This is a genomic window from Winogradskyella flava, assembly GCF_014243395.1.
GTDB lineage: Bacteria > Bacteroidota > Bacteroidia > Flavobacteriales > Flavobacteriaceae > Winogradskyella > Winogradskyella flava.
On the sequence record NZ_JACLCP010000002.1, the window covers coordinates 537,385 to 553,870 of the forward strand.

Annotated in this window: 17 protein-coding genes; 5 read left to right on the top strand and 12 right to left on the bottom strand. The window is 35.3% G+C overall.

The window, feature by feature from the left end; translation table 11 throughout:
- Nucleotides 1-114 precede the first annotated feature (114 nt).
- Nucleotides 115-780, top strand: a complete 666-nt coding sequence (locus H7F21_RS09570; protein ID WP_185789042.1) for an acetyltransferase — start codon at nucleotides 115-117, stop codon at nucleotides 778-780.
- On the opposite strand, the gene H7F21_RS09575 is transcribed toward H7F21_RS09570, so the two are convergent.
- The 3 genes from H7F21_RS09575 to dnaK form a co-directional block, all read right to left on the bottom strand.
- Nucleotides 777-2,063: a phenylacetate--CoA ligase family protein gene (locus tag H7F21_RS09575; protein ID WP_185789043.1), complete on the bottom strand. Its 1,287-nt coding sequence runs from the start codon at nucleotides 2,061-2,063 to the stop codon at nucleotides 777-779. The two genes, H7F21_RS09570 and H7F21_RS09575, sit on opposite strands and share 4 nt — an antisense overlap.
- A 127-nt stretch (nucleotides 2,064-2,190) precedes the next feature.
- Complete coding sequence (gene ahr, locus H7F21_RS09580) at nucleotides 2,191-3,195, bottom strand: NADPH-dependent aldehyde reductase Ahr (protein WP_185789044.1); 1,005 nt, start codon at nucleotides 3,193-3,195, stop codon at nucleotides 2,191-2,193.
- Nucleotides 3,196-3,381: 186 nt separating this feature from the next.
- Nucleotides 3,382-5,286 (bottom strand): molecular chaperone DnaK, encoded by a 1,905-nt coding sequence (gene dnaK / locus H7F21_RS09585; RefSeq protein ID WP_185789045.1) that lies wholly within the window; start codon nucleotides 5,284-5,286, stop codon nucleotides 3,382-3,384.
- A gap of 194 nt (nucleotides 5,287-5,480) precedes the next feature.
- Between dnaK and H7F21_RS09590 the strand changes: the two genes are divergently transcribed.
- The gene (locus H7F21_RS09590) at nucleotides 5,481-5,978 is read left to right on the top strand and encodes a hypothetical protein (RefSeq protein WP_185789046.1); all 498 of its coding nucleotides are present in this window, start codon (nucleotides 5,481-5,483) and stop codon (nucleotides 5,976-5,978) included.
- Between the two features lie 111 nt (nucleotides 5,979-6,089).
- Nucleotides 6,090-7,514, top strand: a complete 1,425-nt coding sequence (locus tag H7F21_RS09595; protein WP_185789047.1) for an L-serine ammonia-lyase — start codon at nucleotides 6,090-6,092, stop codon at nucleotides 7,512-7,514.
- A gap of 1 nt (nucleotide 7,515) precedes the next feature.
- Here H7F21_RS09595 and H7F21_RS09600 read toward each other — a convergent pair whose 3' ends face one another.
- Complete coding sequence (locus H7F21_RS09600) at nucleotides 7,516-7,977, bottom strand: nuclear transport factor 2 family protein (RefSeq protein ID WP_185789048.1); 462 nt, start codon at nucleotides 7,975-7,977, stop codon at nucleotides 7,516-7,518.
- Nucleotides 7,978-8,081: 104 nt separating this feature from the next.
- Here H7F21_RS09600 and panB point away from each other — a divergent pair, with 104 nt between their 5' ends.
- Entirely contained in the window at nucleotides 8,082-8,900 is an 819-nt protein-coding gene (panB, locus tag H7F21_RS09605; protein WP_185789049.1) for a 3-methyl-2-oxobutanoate hydroxymethyltransferase, read from the top strand.
- A gap of 43 nt (nucleotides 8,901-8,943) precedes the next feature.
- Complete coding sequence (locus tag H7F21_RS09610) at nucleotides 8,944-9,645, top strand: pseudouridine synthase (RefSeq protein WP_185789050.1); 702 nt, start codon at nucleotides 8,944-8,946, stop codon at nucleotides 9,643-9,645.
- On the opposite strand, the gene H7F21_RS09615 is transcribed toward H7F21_RS09610, so the two are convergent.
- The 8 genes from H7F21_RS09615 to H7F21_RS09650 all read right to left on the bottom strand — a co-directional run bounded on the left by H7F21_RS09615 (nucleotide 9,642) and on the right by H7F21_RS09650 (nucleotide 16,392).
- A complete protein-coding gene (locus tag H7F21_RS09615) occupies nucleotides 9,642-10,445 on the bottom strand; it encodes a sensor histidine kinase (RefSeq protein ID WP_246431453.1) in 804 nt (267 codons plus the stop codon). The two genes, H7F21_RS09610 and H7F21_RS09615, sit on opposite strands and share 4 nt — an antisense overlap.
- Nucleotides 10,424-11,128 (bottom strand): hypothetical protein, encoded by a 705-nt coding sequence (locus H7F21_RS09620; protein ID WP_185789051.1) that lies wholly within the window; start codon nucleotides 11,126-11,128, stop codon nucleotides 10,424-10,426. Before H7F21_RS09620 ends, H7F21_RS09615 begins: the two co-directional genes overlap by 22 nt.
- 9 nt (nucleotides 11,129-11,137) lie before the next feature.
- A complete protein-coding gene (locus H7F21_RS09625) occupies nucleotides 11,138-11,653 on the bottom strand; it encodes a hypothetical protein (protein WP_185789052.1) in 516 nt (171 codons plus the stop codon).
- Between the two features lie 87 nt (nucleotides 11,654-11,740).
- Complete coding sequence (locus tag H7F21_RS09630) at nucleotides 11,741-12,589, bottom strand: 5-oxoprolinase subunit C family protein (RefSeq protein WP_185789053.1); 849 nt, start codon at nucleotides 12,587-12,589, stop codon at nucleotides 11,741-11,743.
- A gap of 1 nt (nucleotide 12,590) precedes the next feature.
- Entirely contained in the window at nucleotides 12,591-13,313 is a 723-nt protein-coding gene (gene pxpB, locus H7F21_RS09635; RefSeq protein ID WP_185789054.1) for a 5-oxoprolinase subunit PxpB, read from the bottom strand.
- A gap of 6 nt (nucleotides 13,314-13,319) precedes the next feature.
- Nucleotides 13,320-14,060 (bottom strand): 5-oxoprolinase subunit PxpA, encoded by a 741-nt coding sequence (gene pxpA, locus H7F21_RS09640; RefSeq protein ID WP_185789055.1) that lies wholly within the window; start codon nucleotides 14,058-14,060, stop codon nucleotides 13,320-13,322.
- Nucleotides 14,060-15,286, bottom strand: coding sequence for an Nramp family divalent metal transporter (locus H7F21_RS09645; protein WP_185789056.1), 1,227 nt, complete (start codon nucleotides 15,284-15,286; stop codon nucleotides 14,060-14,062). The genes pxpA and H7F21_RS09645 overlap by 1 nt, the downstream gene beginning before the upstream one ends.
- Nucleotides 15,283-16,392 carry a DUF2891 domain-containing protein gene (locus H7F21_RS09650; RefSeq protein ID WP_185789057.1) on the bottom strand — a complete coding sequence of 370 codons (1,110 nt, stop codon included), beginning with the start codon at nucleotides 16,390-16,392 and terminating at the stop codon, nucleotides 15,283-15,285. Before H7F21_RS09650 ends, H7F21_RS09645 begins: the two co-directional genes overlap by 4 nt.
- Nucleotides 16,393-16,486 lie beyond the last annotated feature (94 nt).

Here is a 16,486-nt window from a genome sequence, read left to right on the forward strand (position 1 = left end):
TAGCGTAATTTATGCTATAATTATATACTTATTAAATATCTTCGAAGTTTAACCAAATCTACTTTGACATTGAAATTATTGATTTTAATAAGTTCTTTTGTCAATACTTAAGAAATGAAAAATATTTTAATCTACGGTGCCTCAGGTCATTCCAAAATGATAGTGGATATTCTTCATAAAAAGAATGATTATAGAATAGTTGGTTTTGCTGATTGTTATAAATCTACTAATGATTCTATTTGTGGCTATAAAATATTGGGGGATTTCAATGCGCTTAAAGAAATCATTAATAAGTATAATGTAGATGGTATCATTATTTGTATTGGTGACAATTATACAAGGCAAAATTTATATAATAACATTATTAAAGTTGCTCCTAATGTTGAATTTATCTCTGCAGTGCATCCTAGTGCCATTATAGCTGAGCATATTAATATCCCTGAAGGTACAGTAATAATGGCCGGAGTTATAGTAAATGCCAATTCAAAAATAGGTAGGTTTTGTATCCTTAACACTAGGTCTTCTTTAGGTCATGACTCTGAGATGCATGATTTTTCAAGTATAGCATCAAATGTTACTATAGGTGGCAATGTTAAGATTGGACATTGCTCAGCAATTTGTCTTAGCACAACCGTTATTCAGAACATAGTTATTGGAGACAATACCGTAGTCGGCGCAGCTTCATTGGTCTTAAAGTCAATTGATAACAATAAGTTAGCTTATGGAAATCCGATAAATACAATAAAAGAAAGAAAACCTGACTCTCAATACCTTGGTTAAACATAGTATTCATTAACTACTTCACGCCTTTTACCTGAAGCCAGTAGAGGAATTTCGCTTACATAATTAATTTTAATGTCAGCGTCCTCTCCAAAATATTTCTTGTACTCTTTAATCATATTGAGTTCATCAACCTGAGTAGTAGTGTTGAGGTTGATTTCGTAATTTTTTTGACCTTTTTGTACTAGTTGAAATTGCTTAAACTCTCCATAATTACAAAGCTTAGCAGAAAGATGAGAAGGTACTAAGTTTCCTTGGGTATCATAAAGTAAATCGAGTTTTCTACCGTAAATTTCAGAAAAATATGGTCTGTTTTCTGAATCAACTTCTAGTGTTCCTATATCTCCCGTGTCATATCTAATGATAGGAGTTGCTTTATTATACAAATCTGTAATAACAATTCTTCCCTGCTCTCCATATTTTAATTTCCTATCCGCTTCTAAATCAAAAATTTCTACCACATAACTCGAACTATTAAGTATAAAATTTGAGTTTTCATGATTATTTTGTTGGGCTATAATACCGTTTTCGTTATTAGAATACCTTGACATAGGATAGATTCCGAAATATTGCTTTACAGCATTTCTAGTATATAAATTCAAAGACTCAGAGATGGTTATTACTGATTTAGTCTTAAATTTAATTGGATTCTCATTTAGTTCATCCAAATGCTTACAAATCTTTTCAAAAGATGAAGCATAACCTATGAAACTTATGCTTTCCCTACTATTATTGAGCTCAGTTAATAACTTGTCAATTTCTGTATTAGACAAATTAAACACACTCCATGGTAAGATATTTTTCATTCTAAAACCAAATCGCTTTCTATAATTGAGTTTATCTGACCAAATTTTAATGTACACTAAACGGTTCCCGATTTCAAAATCAGACTTGGAAGAGAAATATATATTATCTGCTATGCTCTTGTTTACCTTATCCCTGTCCTGATAAATACTAAATGGCGCTCCTGTAGAACCGCTAGTAGAAACTTTTAAGCAGTCTTTAGGTTCAAAACTATGAGACATAAAATTCTCTAGGTTGTCTCGAATCATGTTTTTATTTACAATGGGGAAATCTTCTAATTTGGCATAGTTTTTATCCATGTAGAATGAAGTAGTTTTTGAGGCGTGGTTCAAAAGTTCTTTCAGTCTATTAGCATTCTCAGTTTCTGCCCATTTACGGTCCTTAGTTTCTAAGATATTACTCGTAAAACGCAATGCAATCTTTAATGGATTTCCTTTTAATCTATCTAGTGCCCAAAATATGCAACTCCTTAAATTCAATATTGAGGTGATTTGATTAATATAAATCTAGCTAAATTTAGTTCATTATTTCTATTCTTTGTAAAAAAACGCAATCAATATCTTAATTTGATATTGATTGCCTCTATTTATTATAAGCTGACCAAAATTAGGCCTTCAATACGATTCTAAAACGAGCTTTGCCATCATGTAAATGTTTTATGGCATCGTTCACATCTTCCATATTAAACTCTTCAACGGTTGGATAAATATTATGACGTACGCAGAATTCTAACATTTTTCGGGTTAATGCAATGCTTCCCAATGGACTTCCTCCAATAGACTTCTCACCAGAAATCATACTAAAGGCTGGTATTTCCATCGGTTCCAGTACCGCACCAACAGTATGTAATTTACCTTGTGACGATAGTGTGGTTAAAAAGGCGTCCCAATTTAGTTTTACATTAGTCGTATTTAATATAAAATCCAAACTTCCGGCAATCCTTTCTAATTCATCAGGATTTGTGGAATCGACAACATTATGGGCTCCCATTTCTTTTAATGCATCTGTTTTACTTTTGTTTGACGTAAATGCCGTAACCTCACATCCCCATGCTTTCAAAAATTTTAAAGCCATATGTCCTAAACCGCCAATGCCAATTATTCCAACCTTGTCCATTGGACTAACGCCCGAAAGTACAATGGGATTGAAAACTGTAATGCCGCCGCAAAACAAAGGTCCCGCCTTAGCCATATCAATGCGATCAGGCAATAATGTTGCCCAAGACCAGTGTCCACGAACAATATCCGCAAAACCACCGTGGCGTCCAACAATGGTCGCCTCGGCAGTGCCACATAAATGTTGCTTTCCATCCATACATTGATTGCAATGCATACATGATGCACTGTACCAACCCATACCTACTTTATCCCCTTTTTTCAGTCCTTTAACTTCACTACCAGTATTCATAATTTCACCTACGATTTCATGACCAGGTACGAGTGGATAGGCTGACATTCCCCAATCATTATCAATCATACTTAAATCACTATGGCAAAGCCCGCAGTAATGGACTTTAATGTCGACTTCTTCATTGCCTATCTCTCCGAGTTCGTATTCAAATTTTTCTAATTTAGATTTTGCCTCTTTGGCTGCGTATGCGTATACTTTCATATCATTTTTTGATTTGCTATTCAATACTTTAATATACCACTTTTTCTCTCTAATTGGCACAGTCGATGTTAAGATTTAACTAAAAGAAAAAAACGCAACCAAATTAATGATTGCGTTTTTTTATTCTAGATTCTGAAACAACACTTCGACAAGCTGAGTGTGAAAATTCAGAATGACAAATTAGGATTATTTAACCTCCTCAAAGTCTACGTCTTCTACATCACTTCCTTCATCAGTTGGTTGATCTTGAGCTCCTGCATCAGAACCAGCAGCTCCACCTTGAGCTTCTGCTTGTGCTTTATACATTTCTTCGCTAGCCACTTTCCAAGCTTCATTAATTTTCTCTAAAGCTGGATCTATTACAGCGATATCTTTAGTTTCATAAGCTTTCTTCAATTCTTCAAGTGCATCCTCAATTGGCTTTTTCTTATCATCAGATAATTTATCACCAAACTCTTCAAGTTGCTTTTCCGTTTGGAAGATCATACCATCTGCTTGATTCAATTTATCAGCAGTCTCTTTCGCTTTTGCATCTGCATCTGCATTAGCTTCTGCCTCTGCTTTCATCTTTTGGATTTCTTCTTCCGTTAATCCAGATGATGCTTCAATACGGATATCTTGTTTCTTACCAGTTGCTTTATCTTCTGCAGATACCTTAATAATACCATTGGCATCAATATCAAAGGTTACTTCAATCTGTGGTGTTCCTCGTCTTGCCGGTGGAATGCCATCTAAATGGAAACGACCAATTGTTTTGTTATCTGCTGCCATTGGACGTTCACCTTGTAATACATGAATCTCCACCGATGGCTGATTGTCTGCCGCTGTTGAGAACACTTGTGATTTCTTTGTAGGAATCGTAGTATTGGCTTCAATCAACTTTGTCATAACATTACCCATGGTTTCGATACCAAGTGATAACGGAGTAACGTCTAATAAAAGAACATCTTTCACATCACCCGTTAATACACCACCTTGAATACCTGCACCTAGAGATACCACCTCATCCGGATTAACACCTTTACTTGGTGCTTTTCCGAAGAATTTCTCCACTGCTTCCTGTACAGCTGGAATACGTGTAGAACCACCTACCAGAATCACTTCATCAATATCAGACTTTGATAAACCTGCTGCTTTCAAAGCTGTTTCGCAAGGCTCTATTGTTCTTTTTATTAAATCGTCTATTAACTGCTCAAATTTAGAACGTGTCAATGTACGCACCAAGTGCTTTGGTCCACTAGCAGTAGCCGTTACATATGGTAAATTGATTTCAGTCTGGGCCGAAGATGATAATTCAATCTTTGCTTTTTCAGCCGCTTCTTTAAGACGTTGTAAAGCCATTGGGTCTTTACGCAAGTCCATATCTTCGTCTGCAATAAATTCTTCTGCCAACCAATCGATGATTCTTTCGTCTACATCATCACCACCTAAATGTGTATCACCATCTGTAGATAAAACTTCAAAGACACCATCACCTAATTCTAGGATAGATACATCATGTGTACCACCACCGAAATCAAATACGACAATTTTTTGGTCTGTTGATTTCTTATCCATTCCATAAGCCAATGCTGCGGCTGTTGGCTCGTTAATAATACGCCTTACCTTTAAACCAGCTATTTCACCTGCTTCTTTAGTCGCTTGTCTTTGTGCATCGTTAAAATATGCTGGTACGGTAATTACCGCTTCAGATACGTCTTGTCCTAAATAATCTTCGGCTGTTTTCTTCATCTTTTGAAGAATCATAGCGGATAATTCTTGTGGAGTATACAAACGACCATCGATATCTACTCTTGGTGTATCATTATCGCCTTTTACCACCTTATATGGCACACGCTCTGCCTCTTTTTTAGATTCAGAGTATTTATTACCCATAAAACGCTTAATAGAATAAACGGTTTTTGTAGGGTTAGTCACTGCTTGTCTTTTTGCTGGATCACCAACTTTAATTTCACCTCCTTCTACGAAAGCGATAACCGAAGGTGTTGTTCTCTTACCTTCAGCGTTTGGGATTACAACTGGCTCGTTACCTTCCATTACAGAAACGCAAGAGTTCGTCGTACCTAAATCAATTCCAATAATCTTACTCATAATTTTATTTGTTATTAGTTTTCCGCTTTCACGGAAAGTATCGTGTTTTTAATTTTAAACTTGCTATCTATAAGTCAAGTTTTGTGCCATGACAAAAAATGTGACATGATGTCAGATTCATTTTTTAAAATTATTATTCCCAAGTTGCATAGTTTGGTATTAGATTTGATAACTATTAAAAAAACACAAACATTATGAAACGTATATTATCCTTTATTTTTGCTATTTTTTTATTTAATAGTTGTACTACAGAAGAAATTGTAGAAGTACGAGAAAACTTTTTCGAAGCTTCTGCTTTTGAAATTGTTTTAGACTTTACACCTCAAAATGATTATTCATTTGTTGAACCCTATGGATTTGAAGTATTACCTAGTGATGTTACTTTAGTGTATATTTCTTGGGAAGTAGATAATGGGCAAGACGTTTGGCGATTGGTACCACAAACCGTAATTTTCGAAGATGGCAATGATTTGGTATATAATTACGACTTTACACAGAACGATGTGCGCTTTTTCCTTGAAGGTTCTAATTTAGATATACTCGGGCCAGAATGGACTGAAGCCCAAGCGTTCAGAGTGGTTGTTGTTCCAGCTCAAAATGTTGGGCGTGGTGGTGATTTTGAAAGCGTTGATTACAGCGATTTAGAAGCGGTAATGGAAGCTTACGATATTAGTGAGTTCCCAAAACGATAAGACTTTTTACATATTATAGACAACAGCTTTGATTAAAACCAAAGCTGTTTTTTTATATCCAAATCAAAATAAACAAAATGTATATTTGTGTACTACTAAATTAGTTATTACATGGAGTGCATTTCTGTTTTCGATATGCTTAAGATTGGCGTTGGCCCATCGAGTTCACATACCTTAGGACCATGGCGCGCTGCTGAACGTTGGATCAAAGAACTCAAAGACAAAAGTCGCTTTGATAAGGTGGAAAAAATTACGGTTGATCTATATGGTTCCCTATCACTAACAGGAAAAGGTCACGCCACTGATTATGCTGTAATGCTAGGTTTAAGTGGTGCTGATCCAGAGCGCATTCCCGTAGAAAGTATTGATGAAACCATAGCGAAAATAAAAAGCACTTCCTTGCTAAATTTTAATTGTGAACGAAAACTTCCTTTTGATGGAAAAGAACAAATTCGTTTTAATCGGAAGTTTTTGCCATTCCATGCCAACGGAATGACATTTTCAGCGTTAATAAATGGACGACACTATAAATCGACCTACTATTCCATTGGAGGCGGTTTTGTAGTGCAGGAAGAACGAAAAATTTCAAAAGCCAATAAAATAATTTTCTATTGTACGTTTCCTTACCCAATATCTTATGGTGACGAATTATTGAAATTTTGTGATCAATTGAATCTTCCAATTTCTGGTGTTGTTTTAGAAAATGAAAAATCCATTAGAGATAAAAGTTCCATTGATGTCGAGCTGAAACGTATTTGGAATACCATGTTAGAATGCATGTACACAGGTTGTCATACAGAAGGTCATCTGCCAGGTGGACTCAATGTAAGACGTCGTGCCTATGATATACATAAAAACTTAGTCGGTGATTATACCTATAACACTCCAGAGGAATGGTTGCAAACCATTAGAAAAACAGAAGTTAAATTTCGTCAGATTTTAAAATGGGTAAGTTGTTTTGCTCTAGCCGTAAATGAAGTGAATGCTTCCTTAGGTCGTGTAGTGACGGCTCCAACCAATGGCAGTGCAGGTGTAATTCCTGCTGTTTTGATGTATTATCTAGTTATTGAAAATCACGATGGAAATTTTGAAGACATCAAGCGCTTTTTATTAGTCGCCGGAGAAATTGGAAGTATATTCAAAAAAGGTGCTACAATAAGTGCCGCTATGGGAGGTTGCCAAGCAGAAATTGGAGTGTCTTCTGCAATGGCTGCTGGTGCGTTATGTGAATTATTAGGCGGAACACCTGAACAAGTCTTGGTTGCCGCGGAGATTGCTATGGAACATCATCTTGGACTAACCTGTGATCCTATTGGTGGATTGGTACAGATACCTTGTATAGAACGTAATTCCATGGGGGCTATTAAAGCCATTAATGCTGCAGAATTAGCCTTGGACACAGACCCAAATAATGTAAAAGTACCATTGGATAAAGTGGTTAACACTATGTGGGAAACTGCTAAAGACATGAACACCAAATACAAGGAAACTTCAGAGGGAGGATTAGCGGTTGGTGTTAATTTGACAGATTGTTAGTCTAGAATTTTTGACAACCTTTCTTCCGCCTTGTATCTACCAAATAAATAATCTTCCACGAGTCTTCTTCTTTCATCAATTGAAAGGAGTTTACACCGCAGTGACTAAACTTGTCTTGATACCAAAACTCGTAAGGTGTCCAGGCATTTGCCATATTACCGTCTACTCGTATACTAAAATCCAATAATTTTTCCTCAAAAGTTCTGTCCTTAGGAATACTAGCTATATTTTTTACAAATTGGTTATAACTGCTTTCTTGCAAAACTGTTTTTCCTTCCTTATTGATAGAGATGGACTGCATTGTAATATCTCCTTTTACCATAGATTTTAAAACTATGGTATCTTGCTTATGAAAAGCATTAAAGAATTCAATAATCGTTTCCTTTACAGCTTCTGTTTCAGATTTTTGGGCGTTTATTATCAATGTAGAACAAAAGACAAAAAGTAATATTACATATTTCATAGTTAAGAATTTGATTCAAAATACGCTCATAATCGTATTTCTAATATAGATTAAACAAAAGTTTAACAAATCTCATTATTTTTACAAGCACTAATCTGATCCATATGTCAACAGCTAAAAAAGAATATAAAAGAATTACCGTAAAGACACTCATAGACATGAAATCTAAGGGTGAAAAGATATCCATGCTCACTGCTTACGACTATACGATGGCGAAAATAGTGGATGGTGCAGGTGTTGATGTTATCTTAGTTGGTGATTCTGCCAGTAACGTTATGGCTGGTCACGAAACGACTTTGCCCATAACTCTAGACCAGATGATCTATCATGCGTCTTCTGTCGTTCGAGCAATAGATCGCGCTTTAGTGGTTGTAGATTTGCCATTTGGAACTTACCAAAGTGACCCTAAAGAAGCCTTGCGCTCTGCTATTCGAATTATGAAAGAATCTGGAGGCCACGCCGTTAAATTAGAAGGAGGCAAGGAAATCAAGGAATCCATTAAGCGCATATTAAATGCAGGTATTCCGGTTATGGGACATTTGGGACTTACACCTCAATCCATTTATAAATTTGGTACTTATACGGTAAGAGCAAAGGAAGAGCAAGAAGCACAACAGTTAAAAGAAGATGCCATAATGCTTGAAAAAGCAGGTTGCTTTGCTGTGGTGCTAGAAAAGATTCCTGCTGCATTAGCAAAAGAAGTTGCTAAAAGTATTTCTATCCCAGTTATTGGTATAGGCGCAGGTGATGGTGTGGATGGACAAGTTTTGGTATTACATGATATGATTGGCATGACGCACGAATTCAACCCACGTTTTTTACGTCGTTATATGAATCTTTATGAGGATATGACAAAAGCCATTGGTCAATATGTAGATGATGTGAAGTCTGAAGATTTTCCTAATGAGAAAGAGCAATATTAGTGATTAGTGAAAATTCGTGTAATTCGTGTAATTCGTGTAATTCGTGTCAAAAAAAATAATATCCAACAAAAACAACCTTCAAGTCTTACACGAAGACAACCACATCATAGTGATCAATAAACGTGCTGGTGATATTGTGCAAGGTGATAAAACTGGAGACAAGCCTTTGAGTGACATCGTAAAAGACTATATTAAGCATAAATACGACAAACCCGGCAATGTCTACTTAGGCGTTGTTCATCGATTGGACCGACCTACAACCGGCTTGGTACTTTTTGCAAAAACCAGTAAAGCACTTCCTAGACTGAATAAATTATTTGCCGAAAAAAAAGCTAAAAAAACCTATTGGGCCCTAGTCAAGGAGCAACCTCCAAAAACGACGGACACATTAACTCATTGGTTAATTAAGAATCCTAGAAATAATAAGTCAACAGCTTATAGCGAAGATATTAGTGGCAGCAAAAAAGCTATTCTCCATTATAAACTCATAAAAAAGCTAGATAATTTTTACTTATTAGAAATTGATTTAGAGACTGGAAGACATCACCAAATACGCTGTCAGCTGTCCAAAATTGGTTGTCCTATTAAAGGCGATCTTAAATATGGTTTTGATCGAAGTAATAAAGATGCGAGCATAAGCCTCCACGCGAGAACTTTAAAGTTTATGCATCCTGTAAAAAAGGAACATATAAGCATTACTGCCCCATTACCAAAAGATACGTTGTGGCAAGCCTGTGAAGACTAAATAATTTTATACGGATATTTCATTCGCAGTACAGTGCCCTTATCGTGTTCTGATTGTAATTGAAATTCAGCATCAATTAATTCTGAACGCTTCCTCATATTAGTCATTCCAGAACCTTGTTGCGCATTTTCCACGTCAAAACCAACACCATTATCACTGACTTCAATACCCAAGTAATCAGTATGGTAGGCTAATGCTACATTTAAGTTTTCAGCTTCTGCATACTTTAAAGTATTTGAAAAAAATTCTTGTAAAATTCTGAATAGAATGATTTCATCCTTTTTGTTTTCAAAATTTATCCTTTCTCCATTAATTGTAAGTTGAGCCTCAATTAATCCTGATTTGTTTAGGCGATGTATTTCGTTTTTTACACTAGCTTCAAATCCCAAATTTGTAATAACATCACTATTTAGAGATTTTGATAAGGCTCTCACTTCTGCTAAACTTTCCTTAAGAGCATCGGAAGCGTTACCCACTTTAGATTTTACGTCTTCCGACACAACCTTCGCCGCCGCATTCATTTGCATTGTTGCAAATGATAGTAATTGTCCAACATTATCGTGCAATTCCCTACCAACATGCTTTAAAGTCTCCTCTTGAATTTCTTGTTGGGTTTTTACTAGTTCTTCTTCAAACTCCTGTTGTTGTTTGAGCTTATCTAATAGAATTTTATTCTTTCGCTTTTGGAAAATGATAAAAAACAATATAACTAGTGTTGCAATAATTATAAGCACTACTATCATGTAGATAAGAAGATAACGCTCTGCTTCTGTGCTTACTATTTGGTTTCCGGTTTGCAAAATACTAATGCCGCTGATATTGATAAATAAAGAAAAATATTTAATGATAAATATATTTTATATTTTAAAATTATGTAGTTCCAATCATCTGATCTAAAGTATACTTCAAAAAAGTCCATTGGAATCATAACTAAAATCCACAAAAACATTATAATATTTAAATAAAAGTATATGGATTTGTAGAATAATACAATTTTTTCAGAACGCAAGATTTCGAATAAATAGACAACAATTGATAAAATAACGATCCAAAAGCTAGCTATCTTTAAAAATTGTTCATCAGGTTTAAAAATCAGTTCAAATCTAAATATTAGACACAATAAAACCTGCAAGAGGTATACATATAAACTGTATTTAAGAATTTTTTTTAATAAGTCATTACTCACAACTTTATAGTTTATCAAAACCATAAAAACTGATAACCCAACCCACCAAAAAATAGCATACCACCAGTAATTGCGCTCAATCAACGTATCTTCAATCAGATGAAAAAGATTGTTTTTGTATAAAATACTTGGGTAAGAACCTATAAAGTCAACTAAAAAAGCATAGATCAAAAAGAAAATTATTGCTTTTGCATGAGTATTCTTATATTTTCTAAGTAAAATTAATCCAGTTAAAACTGCAATAAACTCTACAGAATAGGTAATTAAGCTATAATTTTCCTTTACAAACTCATCCATTTTATGGTTTTATTGCGGATAGTTGTTACCAGGTGGACTCCCATGTCCTCCATTATTTAAACCATCGCCTCCTTTTATATCGCTACTACCTCCTTGAAATGTAAACACACTTCCTTTGGAGGTGTTTTTGGTACCCGTTGGTACGATAAACATGGTTGTTAAACCTGTTTCTCCATTCGAATCTGGATAAGCACCTAAATACACCCGTAAGCCATCCATAGTGTAACCCAATTCGCCCGCTTGGTTTTCGGCATAGTTGATATAGTTTTGAATATCTTCAATAGACCACCAAGACGATCGGTTGTCTCCGCCATCGGTCGATTTTTTAAAGAGGGAATCGTTAATGATTTTGTGTTTGATGTTGTACGCTTGATCTAAAGCTTTTGCTTCGCTTGGCTTTATTAAGCCTTTTGGTGCAGTTGGCGCCATTTGCATTGGGTCTACTTCCATGTATTGTGATCCTAAAAAATACATCGCTAAAGCACCCAGAATAATACCAACGATTAGTGGTCCGAGGTTTTTCATAATAAGTCTTAATTTAATTAATAGTTGACCCTAAAGTATTGAATTTCTGTATTAAAAAAAACTATTATTAATTATTTTCTTACAATTTTATACTTTTAGTCTAAACTTTACGCAACTTTGAGTTGTTCTTTGGCTTAATCTATTTATAGCTTTTTCAGTTAGCTGTAAGATCCTTGGATAGCCTCCGGTAGTTTGGCAATCGCGCATTAAAACAATGAGTTGACCAGATGGGGTCAATTGCACTGTTCCTGGCAATACTGGTGATGTTAAAATAGGCTTCAGGCTATTCGTAAGCAATGGCTCAAGTTGATAAGCCATTCTATTGTTAAGCTTTGATACCTCAAACTCATCACTCAATAATAGTTGTTTTTGGCTTTCTGAAAATTGATCGAATTCTGGGCCTTTGTAAGCCTCCAGTATATTGCTTTTGAACACCGAATCATTAAACTTTACAGAAGCATTTACTTTTTTAAAACTGTCACTATATTTTGAATACTCTAAAATATCGTCCTTAAAAATAACATTAGCTTTTGTTATTGGCGTATACTGACTTTGACTACCCAACGTATTGTCTGATTTAAGACCACCTTTTACGGCTAAATATGTTCTGAATCCATTAGTCGCTCTTCCAAAACTTAAAATATCATTGGCTCTAATTTGAATAATCGTATGCTGCCTTACATGCTCATCATTCAATTTAGGTGACATTATTGCTCCTGAAATGGCGATAAGTATTGGTGTGTAAAATTGAAAAGAACCACCAATCATGGTCATTTCAAGCACTGCTGCATCATCACTGTTTCCAAGAAGTGCATTTGCAAATTGACTAGAATAACTATCCATAACACCTGAAACTGGCACACCATACTCCCTAAAACCAAAACGTCCAGCATCTTGAATTGTGGTATAAAATCCAGGGTTTAAAACTTTCAACATTCTATAAAACAGGATTTAGTTGAAAAGATGATTTCGCTATTAGTTCCTCGATATTGAGATATTCGGATTTATCCACCGATACAAATTTCATACTATCTCCAGATTGGATAACGCATGGCGGACTTTGATTGATATCAAACAATTTAATTGGTGTTTTTCCAATAACATGCCAACCTCCAGGACTATCTTGTGGATAAATCCCTGTCTGTTTCCCACCAATGGCCACTGAACCTCTTTTGATATTCAAATTTGGAGTTGATTTTCTATCTAAAAACAATTTAAAATCCAATCCACCTAAGTATAAAAATCCAGGTAAAAAACCGATGAAATAAACCTTATAAACTGGCTTAGTATGTAGCTCAATAACTTCTGATTTTGAAAGCTCCTTATACTTTGAAAACTGCTCTAAATCAAAACCAAATTCTTTATCATAGCACACTGGGATTTCCCATATCTTAGATTTTATCTCATAAAATGATTTCTCGTCTTCATATAGTAATTTCAAGGCTAAAATTTCATCATTGAGGTTATCAATAGTAAAATCATAAATAATTAATATTGAGCTGTATGCATTTATTATATCAACTTTTTGTTTAATATATTTATTTTGGATTCGTTTTTTAAAATTCAATATACTTTTCAGGACATTTTCATCGATAATCGCTGGCCATTCTATTAAAATGGACCGTTCATTATACCTTAAAAATTTGAGATTATATTCCATAAAAAATTATTGAATATTGATATTATTTTTTGGCAATTCTTGACTGAGGTATCTCAAAATTTCCAATGCATTTTTAGTGTCACCATGCACACAAAATGTGGACGCTTTTATAGATACCTCTACTCCAGTTACGGTTTTAACATTTTGACCTTTTACCATATTTAATACATGACCCAAAACCTGATGCTTATCATTCAAAATTGCATTATTATTCTTTCTAGAAACCAATGATAAATCATCATTGTAGTTTCGATCCGCAAAAGCTTCATAAGTAATCCTTATTTCTTCTTCCCTAGCTAAACGTTCAATCACAGATCCATATGGCACATAAAGATTCGTGGGCAGCGCAATACTTTTAACAACCTCAATAATTACTTTTGCGGTCTTTTCATCTTTAGCCGCTAAATTGTAAAGTGCTCCATGAGGCTTTATATGATGCAATTGCACATTTTCAGCACGAAGTATATTTTGCAATGCTCTAATTTGCTGCTTTAAACTGGCATATAAATCAGCGGCCGGCATATCCACAACAACTCTTCCAAAGTTTTCTTTATCAGGAAACGATGGATGCGCACCTATTTTCACCTTATGCATTTTTGCTAATCGCACAACATGCGCCATCGTTTGCAAATCTCCAGCATGGCCTCCACAAGCAATATTACAAGATGATAAATACGCCATTAGATCAGACTCATTATTTAAACCCTCGCCGACATCTGCATTAATATCTACTAAATAACTGTTCATTAGATTATATTAAAAACACTCAATATTCCTTTTGTACCAAGAAAAACGGAAATTATAATAATGATAATTCCAAAAATATTCTGTAGTCTAGAGTTTTTATAATTACCTAAAACTGAAGACTTATTCATAACCCAGAGCAAAAAGATGGCTATTATAGGCAACAACAATCCGTTAGCAACTTGAGCAAATTTTATAATCTCGATAGACTTAAAACCAATGGTCGAAAACAGTACTCCTAAACCTAGTATAAACATCCAAACCATTCTGAATCTTAAAGATCTTAGATTAGTCTCCCAACCTAAACAACCACTAGCAACAAAGGCTGCGGCCAAAGGCGCTGTTATTGCACTTGTAACACCCGCGGCAAACAAACCAATGGCGAGAAAGTACTTAGCATTAACACCAAACAAAGGTTCTAATCCTTTAGCTAGATCAGAAGCATTGGATATATCTTGTTCTGGAATTGCTGAAGCAGATACAATAATGCACATAGACACCACACCACCAAGAATTACGGCTATAATAGTATCCTTTCTAGCATATTTTAGGTCGGATTCATCTTTCCATTTGGTCTTGGCTAAAGAGGCATGTAAAAATAGATTATAAGGCACTACAGTTGTTCCAATAAGTCCAATTATGGTTAGAATACTTTTATTTGGAAAACTTGGAACAAAAACGCCTTTTAGAATTCCTATGACATCAGGCTTTGTTATTAAAGCAGTAATCAAGAAAGCCAAACTCATTAATATGACCAATCCTACCAAAAAACGCTCTAATACTTTATAATTTCCAATATAAAGAAACATAAACGCAATACAACCAATAATCAAGGGCATCATCCTAAGATTAAAGCTACCAATATCTAAAGAAGAATTACCAAAAAGCGTTTCCATTCCCAATGCTCCTCCGCTAATGTTTCCAGCTTCATAGGCAGCATTTCCTACAACAATGGCACTGATAATCAAGAACAAGGCGAAACCTTTGACGAATGGATTCCTAATTTCCTGCCTAATGATTTCCGAAAGTCCTTTTTGAGACACAACGCCTAACCTTGCTGCCATTTCTTGCAAAACAATTGTGGCAATAATCGATAACACCATAGCCCAAAGCAAAGCGTATCCAAAATTTACACCAGCAAGTGTGCAGACTGTTACTGTGCCCGGACCTATAAATGCTGCCGCCACTAAAGGCCCTGGACCTATATTTTTAAAGAATTTCTTTATCATTCACTAATAGAGTTCAAAGCATAAATGGCAAAACTACCTAACCAGTGACCACCTTCATAACTATCACCCACAATACTCGGCAATGAATAATTAATGTGCTTATTGGCAACATTCTTAAGATGTTTAAATTCTAATAAATCTTTCGCGATGAAATTCAAACTCCACGCTCTAGAAAAGTTAACACCATCAAGATGCACTAACTTACCGTCTGTCCTATCAGAAACTTTACCAGTTTCAATGGAGAATGATTTGTCCTTTAGCTTAGGAAGAAACTCATCTATCCAAATCTTAAACTCATCTTCTGATAACACACGCTTCATTAAGGCAGCTTCCTCTAGGCAAGGTGACAAAAAATCGAAACCACTAGGCTCCCAACCTAATGGACAAGACTCATCATTCATATAAAAATCTTTGGCCCTTTGCTCGATTAGTGATCTTAATTCTTCATGCCCAACTGCAACTGCATAGTCATAAGCAAAGCTAAGTCCAAAAGCCGTGTTGGGATGTTCACCAACTCTAATTGGATAATTCAGTTTTGGCAAAAATTCTATATAACGTTCCACAATTACTTCCGTCAAAGGTTGCAGATTACCTGTTAATTGCCGCGCTAAAGCGCTATCCCATTTATGTAGTTCCTCTGCAAGCTTTAGCAACCAAGCCCAGCCATAAGTGCGTTCGTAGGATTTGTTATGTTTTCCATGGAAATAGTCTACTTCCTGTGCTATGTTTTCTTTTGATATACTGCTGGAAAGCCAATCTTCCATTTCTACTTTTTTTTCCAAATCTGGAAATTGACGCAACAGACTTACCATACTCCAATGTCCATGTACTGCAGAATGCCAATCGAAGCACCCATAGAACGCGGGATGCAACTCTTTTGGTGATTTCAAATCTTCATTATCACCGAGAGTTTGCCCAAGTTTATTAGGGTATTCAACATCCACACAGGCCAGCGGGAGTTCTGCCAGACGATTGGCCTGCCCTAGGTTTAAGCTAGGTATTTTAACCTTTTCGATTATGGTTTCCGCATCCGTGGCCGTATTCTTTTCAGACTCTTTACAAGCCAAGAGCAAAATCAACAGGAATACTAAATAGCTATATTTCATCTGTTTTTTTATTGTTTTTCAATGGTCAGATGGAATTCGCCAATAACCATCTCGAATAGTATCAAGATTTGTTCTGGCTCATTTCATACAGAAT

What these genes read in the sequence shown, in the direction of transcription:
- H7F21_RS09630 (WP_185789053.1), bottom strand. Translation starts at nt 12,589, where the DNA reads ATGTTGAAAGTTTTAAACCCTGGATTTTATACCACAATTCAAGATGCT.
- H7F21_RS09595 (WP_185789047.1), top strand. Translation starts at nt 6,090, where the DNA reads ATGGAGTGCATTTCTGTTTTCGATATGCTTAAGATTGGCGTTGGCCCA.
- pxpA (WP_185789055.1), bottom strand. Translation starts at nt 14,060, where the DNA reads ATGAACAGTTATTTAGTAGATATTAATGCAGATGTCGGCGAGGGTTTA.
- H7F21_RS09600 (WP_185789048.1), bottom strand. Translation starts at nt 7,977, where the DNA reads ATGAAATATGTAATATTACTTTTTGTCTTTTGTTCTACATTGATAATA.
- H7F21_RS09590 (WP_185789046.1), top strand. Translation starts at nt 5,481, where the DNA reads ATGAAACGTATATTATCCTTTATTTTTGCTATTTTTTTATTTAATAGT.
- ahr (WP_185789044.1), bottom strand. Translation starts at nt 3,195, where the DNA reads ATGAAAGTATACGCATACGCAGCCAAAGAGGCAAAATCTAAATTAGAA.
- H7F21_RS09570 (WP_185789042.1), top strand. Translation starts at nt 115, where the DNA reads ATGAAAAATATTTTAATCTACGGTGCCTCAGGTCATTCCAAAATGATA.
- H7F21_RS09620 (WP_185789051.1), bottom strand. Translation starts at nt 11,128, where the DNA reads ATGGATGAGTTTGTAAAGGAAAATTATAGCTTAATTACCTATTCTGTA.
- H7F21_RS09645 (WP_185789056.1), bottom strand. Translation starts at nt 15,286, where the DNA reads ATGATAAAGAAATTCTTTAAAAATATAGGTCCAGGGCCTTTAGTGGCG.
- H7F21_RS09650 (WP_185789057.1), bottom strand. Translation starts at nt 16,392, where the DNA reads ATGAAATATAGCTATTTAGTATTCCTGTTGATTTTGCTCTTGGCTTGT.
- dnaK (WP_185789045.1), bottom strand. Translation starts at nt 5,286, where the DNA reads ATGAGTAAGATTATTGGAATTGATTTAGGTACGACGAACTCTTGCGTT.
- panB (WP_185789049.1), top strand. Translation starts at nt 8,082, where the DNA reads ATGTCAACAGCTAAAAAAGAATATAAAAGAATTACCGTAAAGACACTC.
- pxpB (WP_185789054.1), bottom strand. Translation starts at nt 13,313, where the DNA reads ATGGAATATAATCTCAAATTTTTAAGGTATAATGAACGGTCCATTTTA.
- H7F21_RS09625 (WP_185789052.1), bottom strand. Translation starts at nt 11,653, where the DNA reads ATGAAAAACCTCGGACCACTAATCGTTGGTATTATTCTGGGTGCTTTA.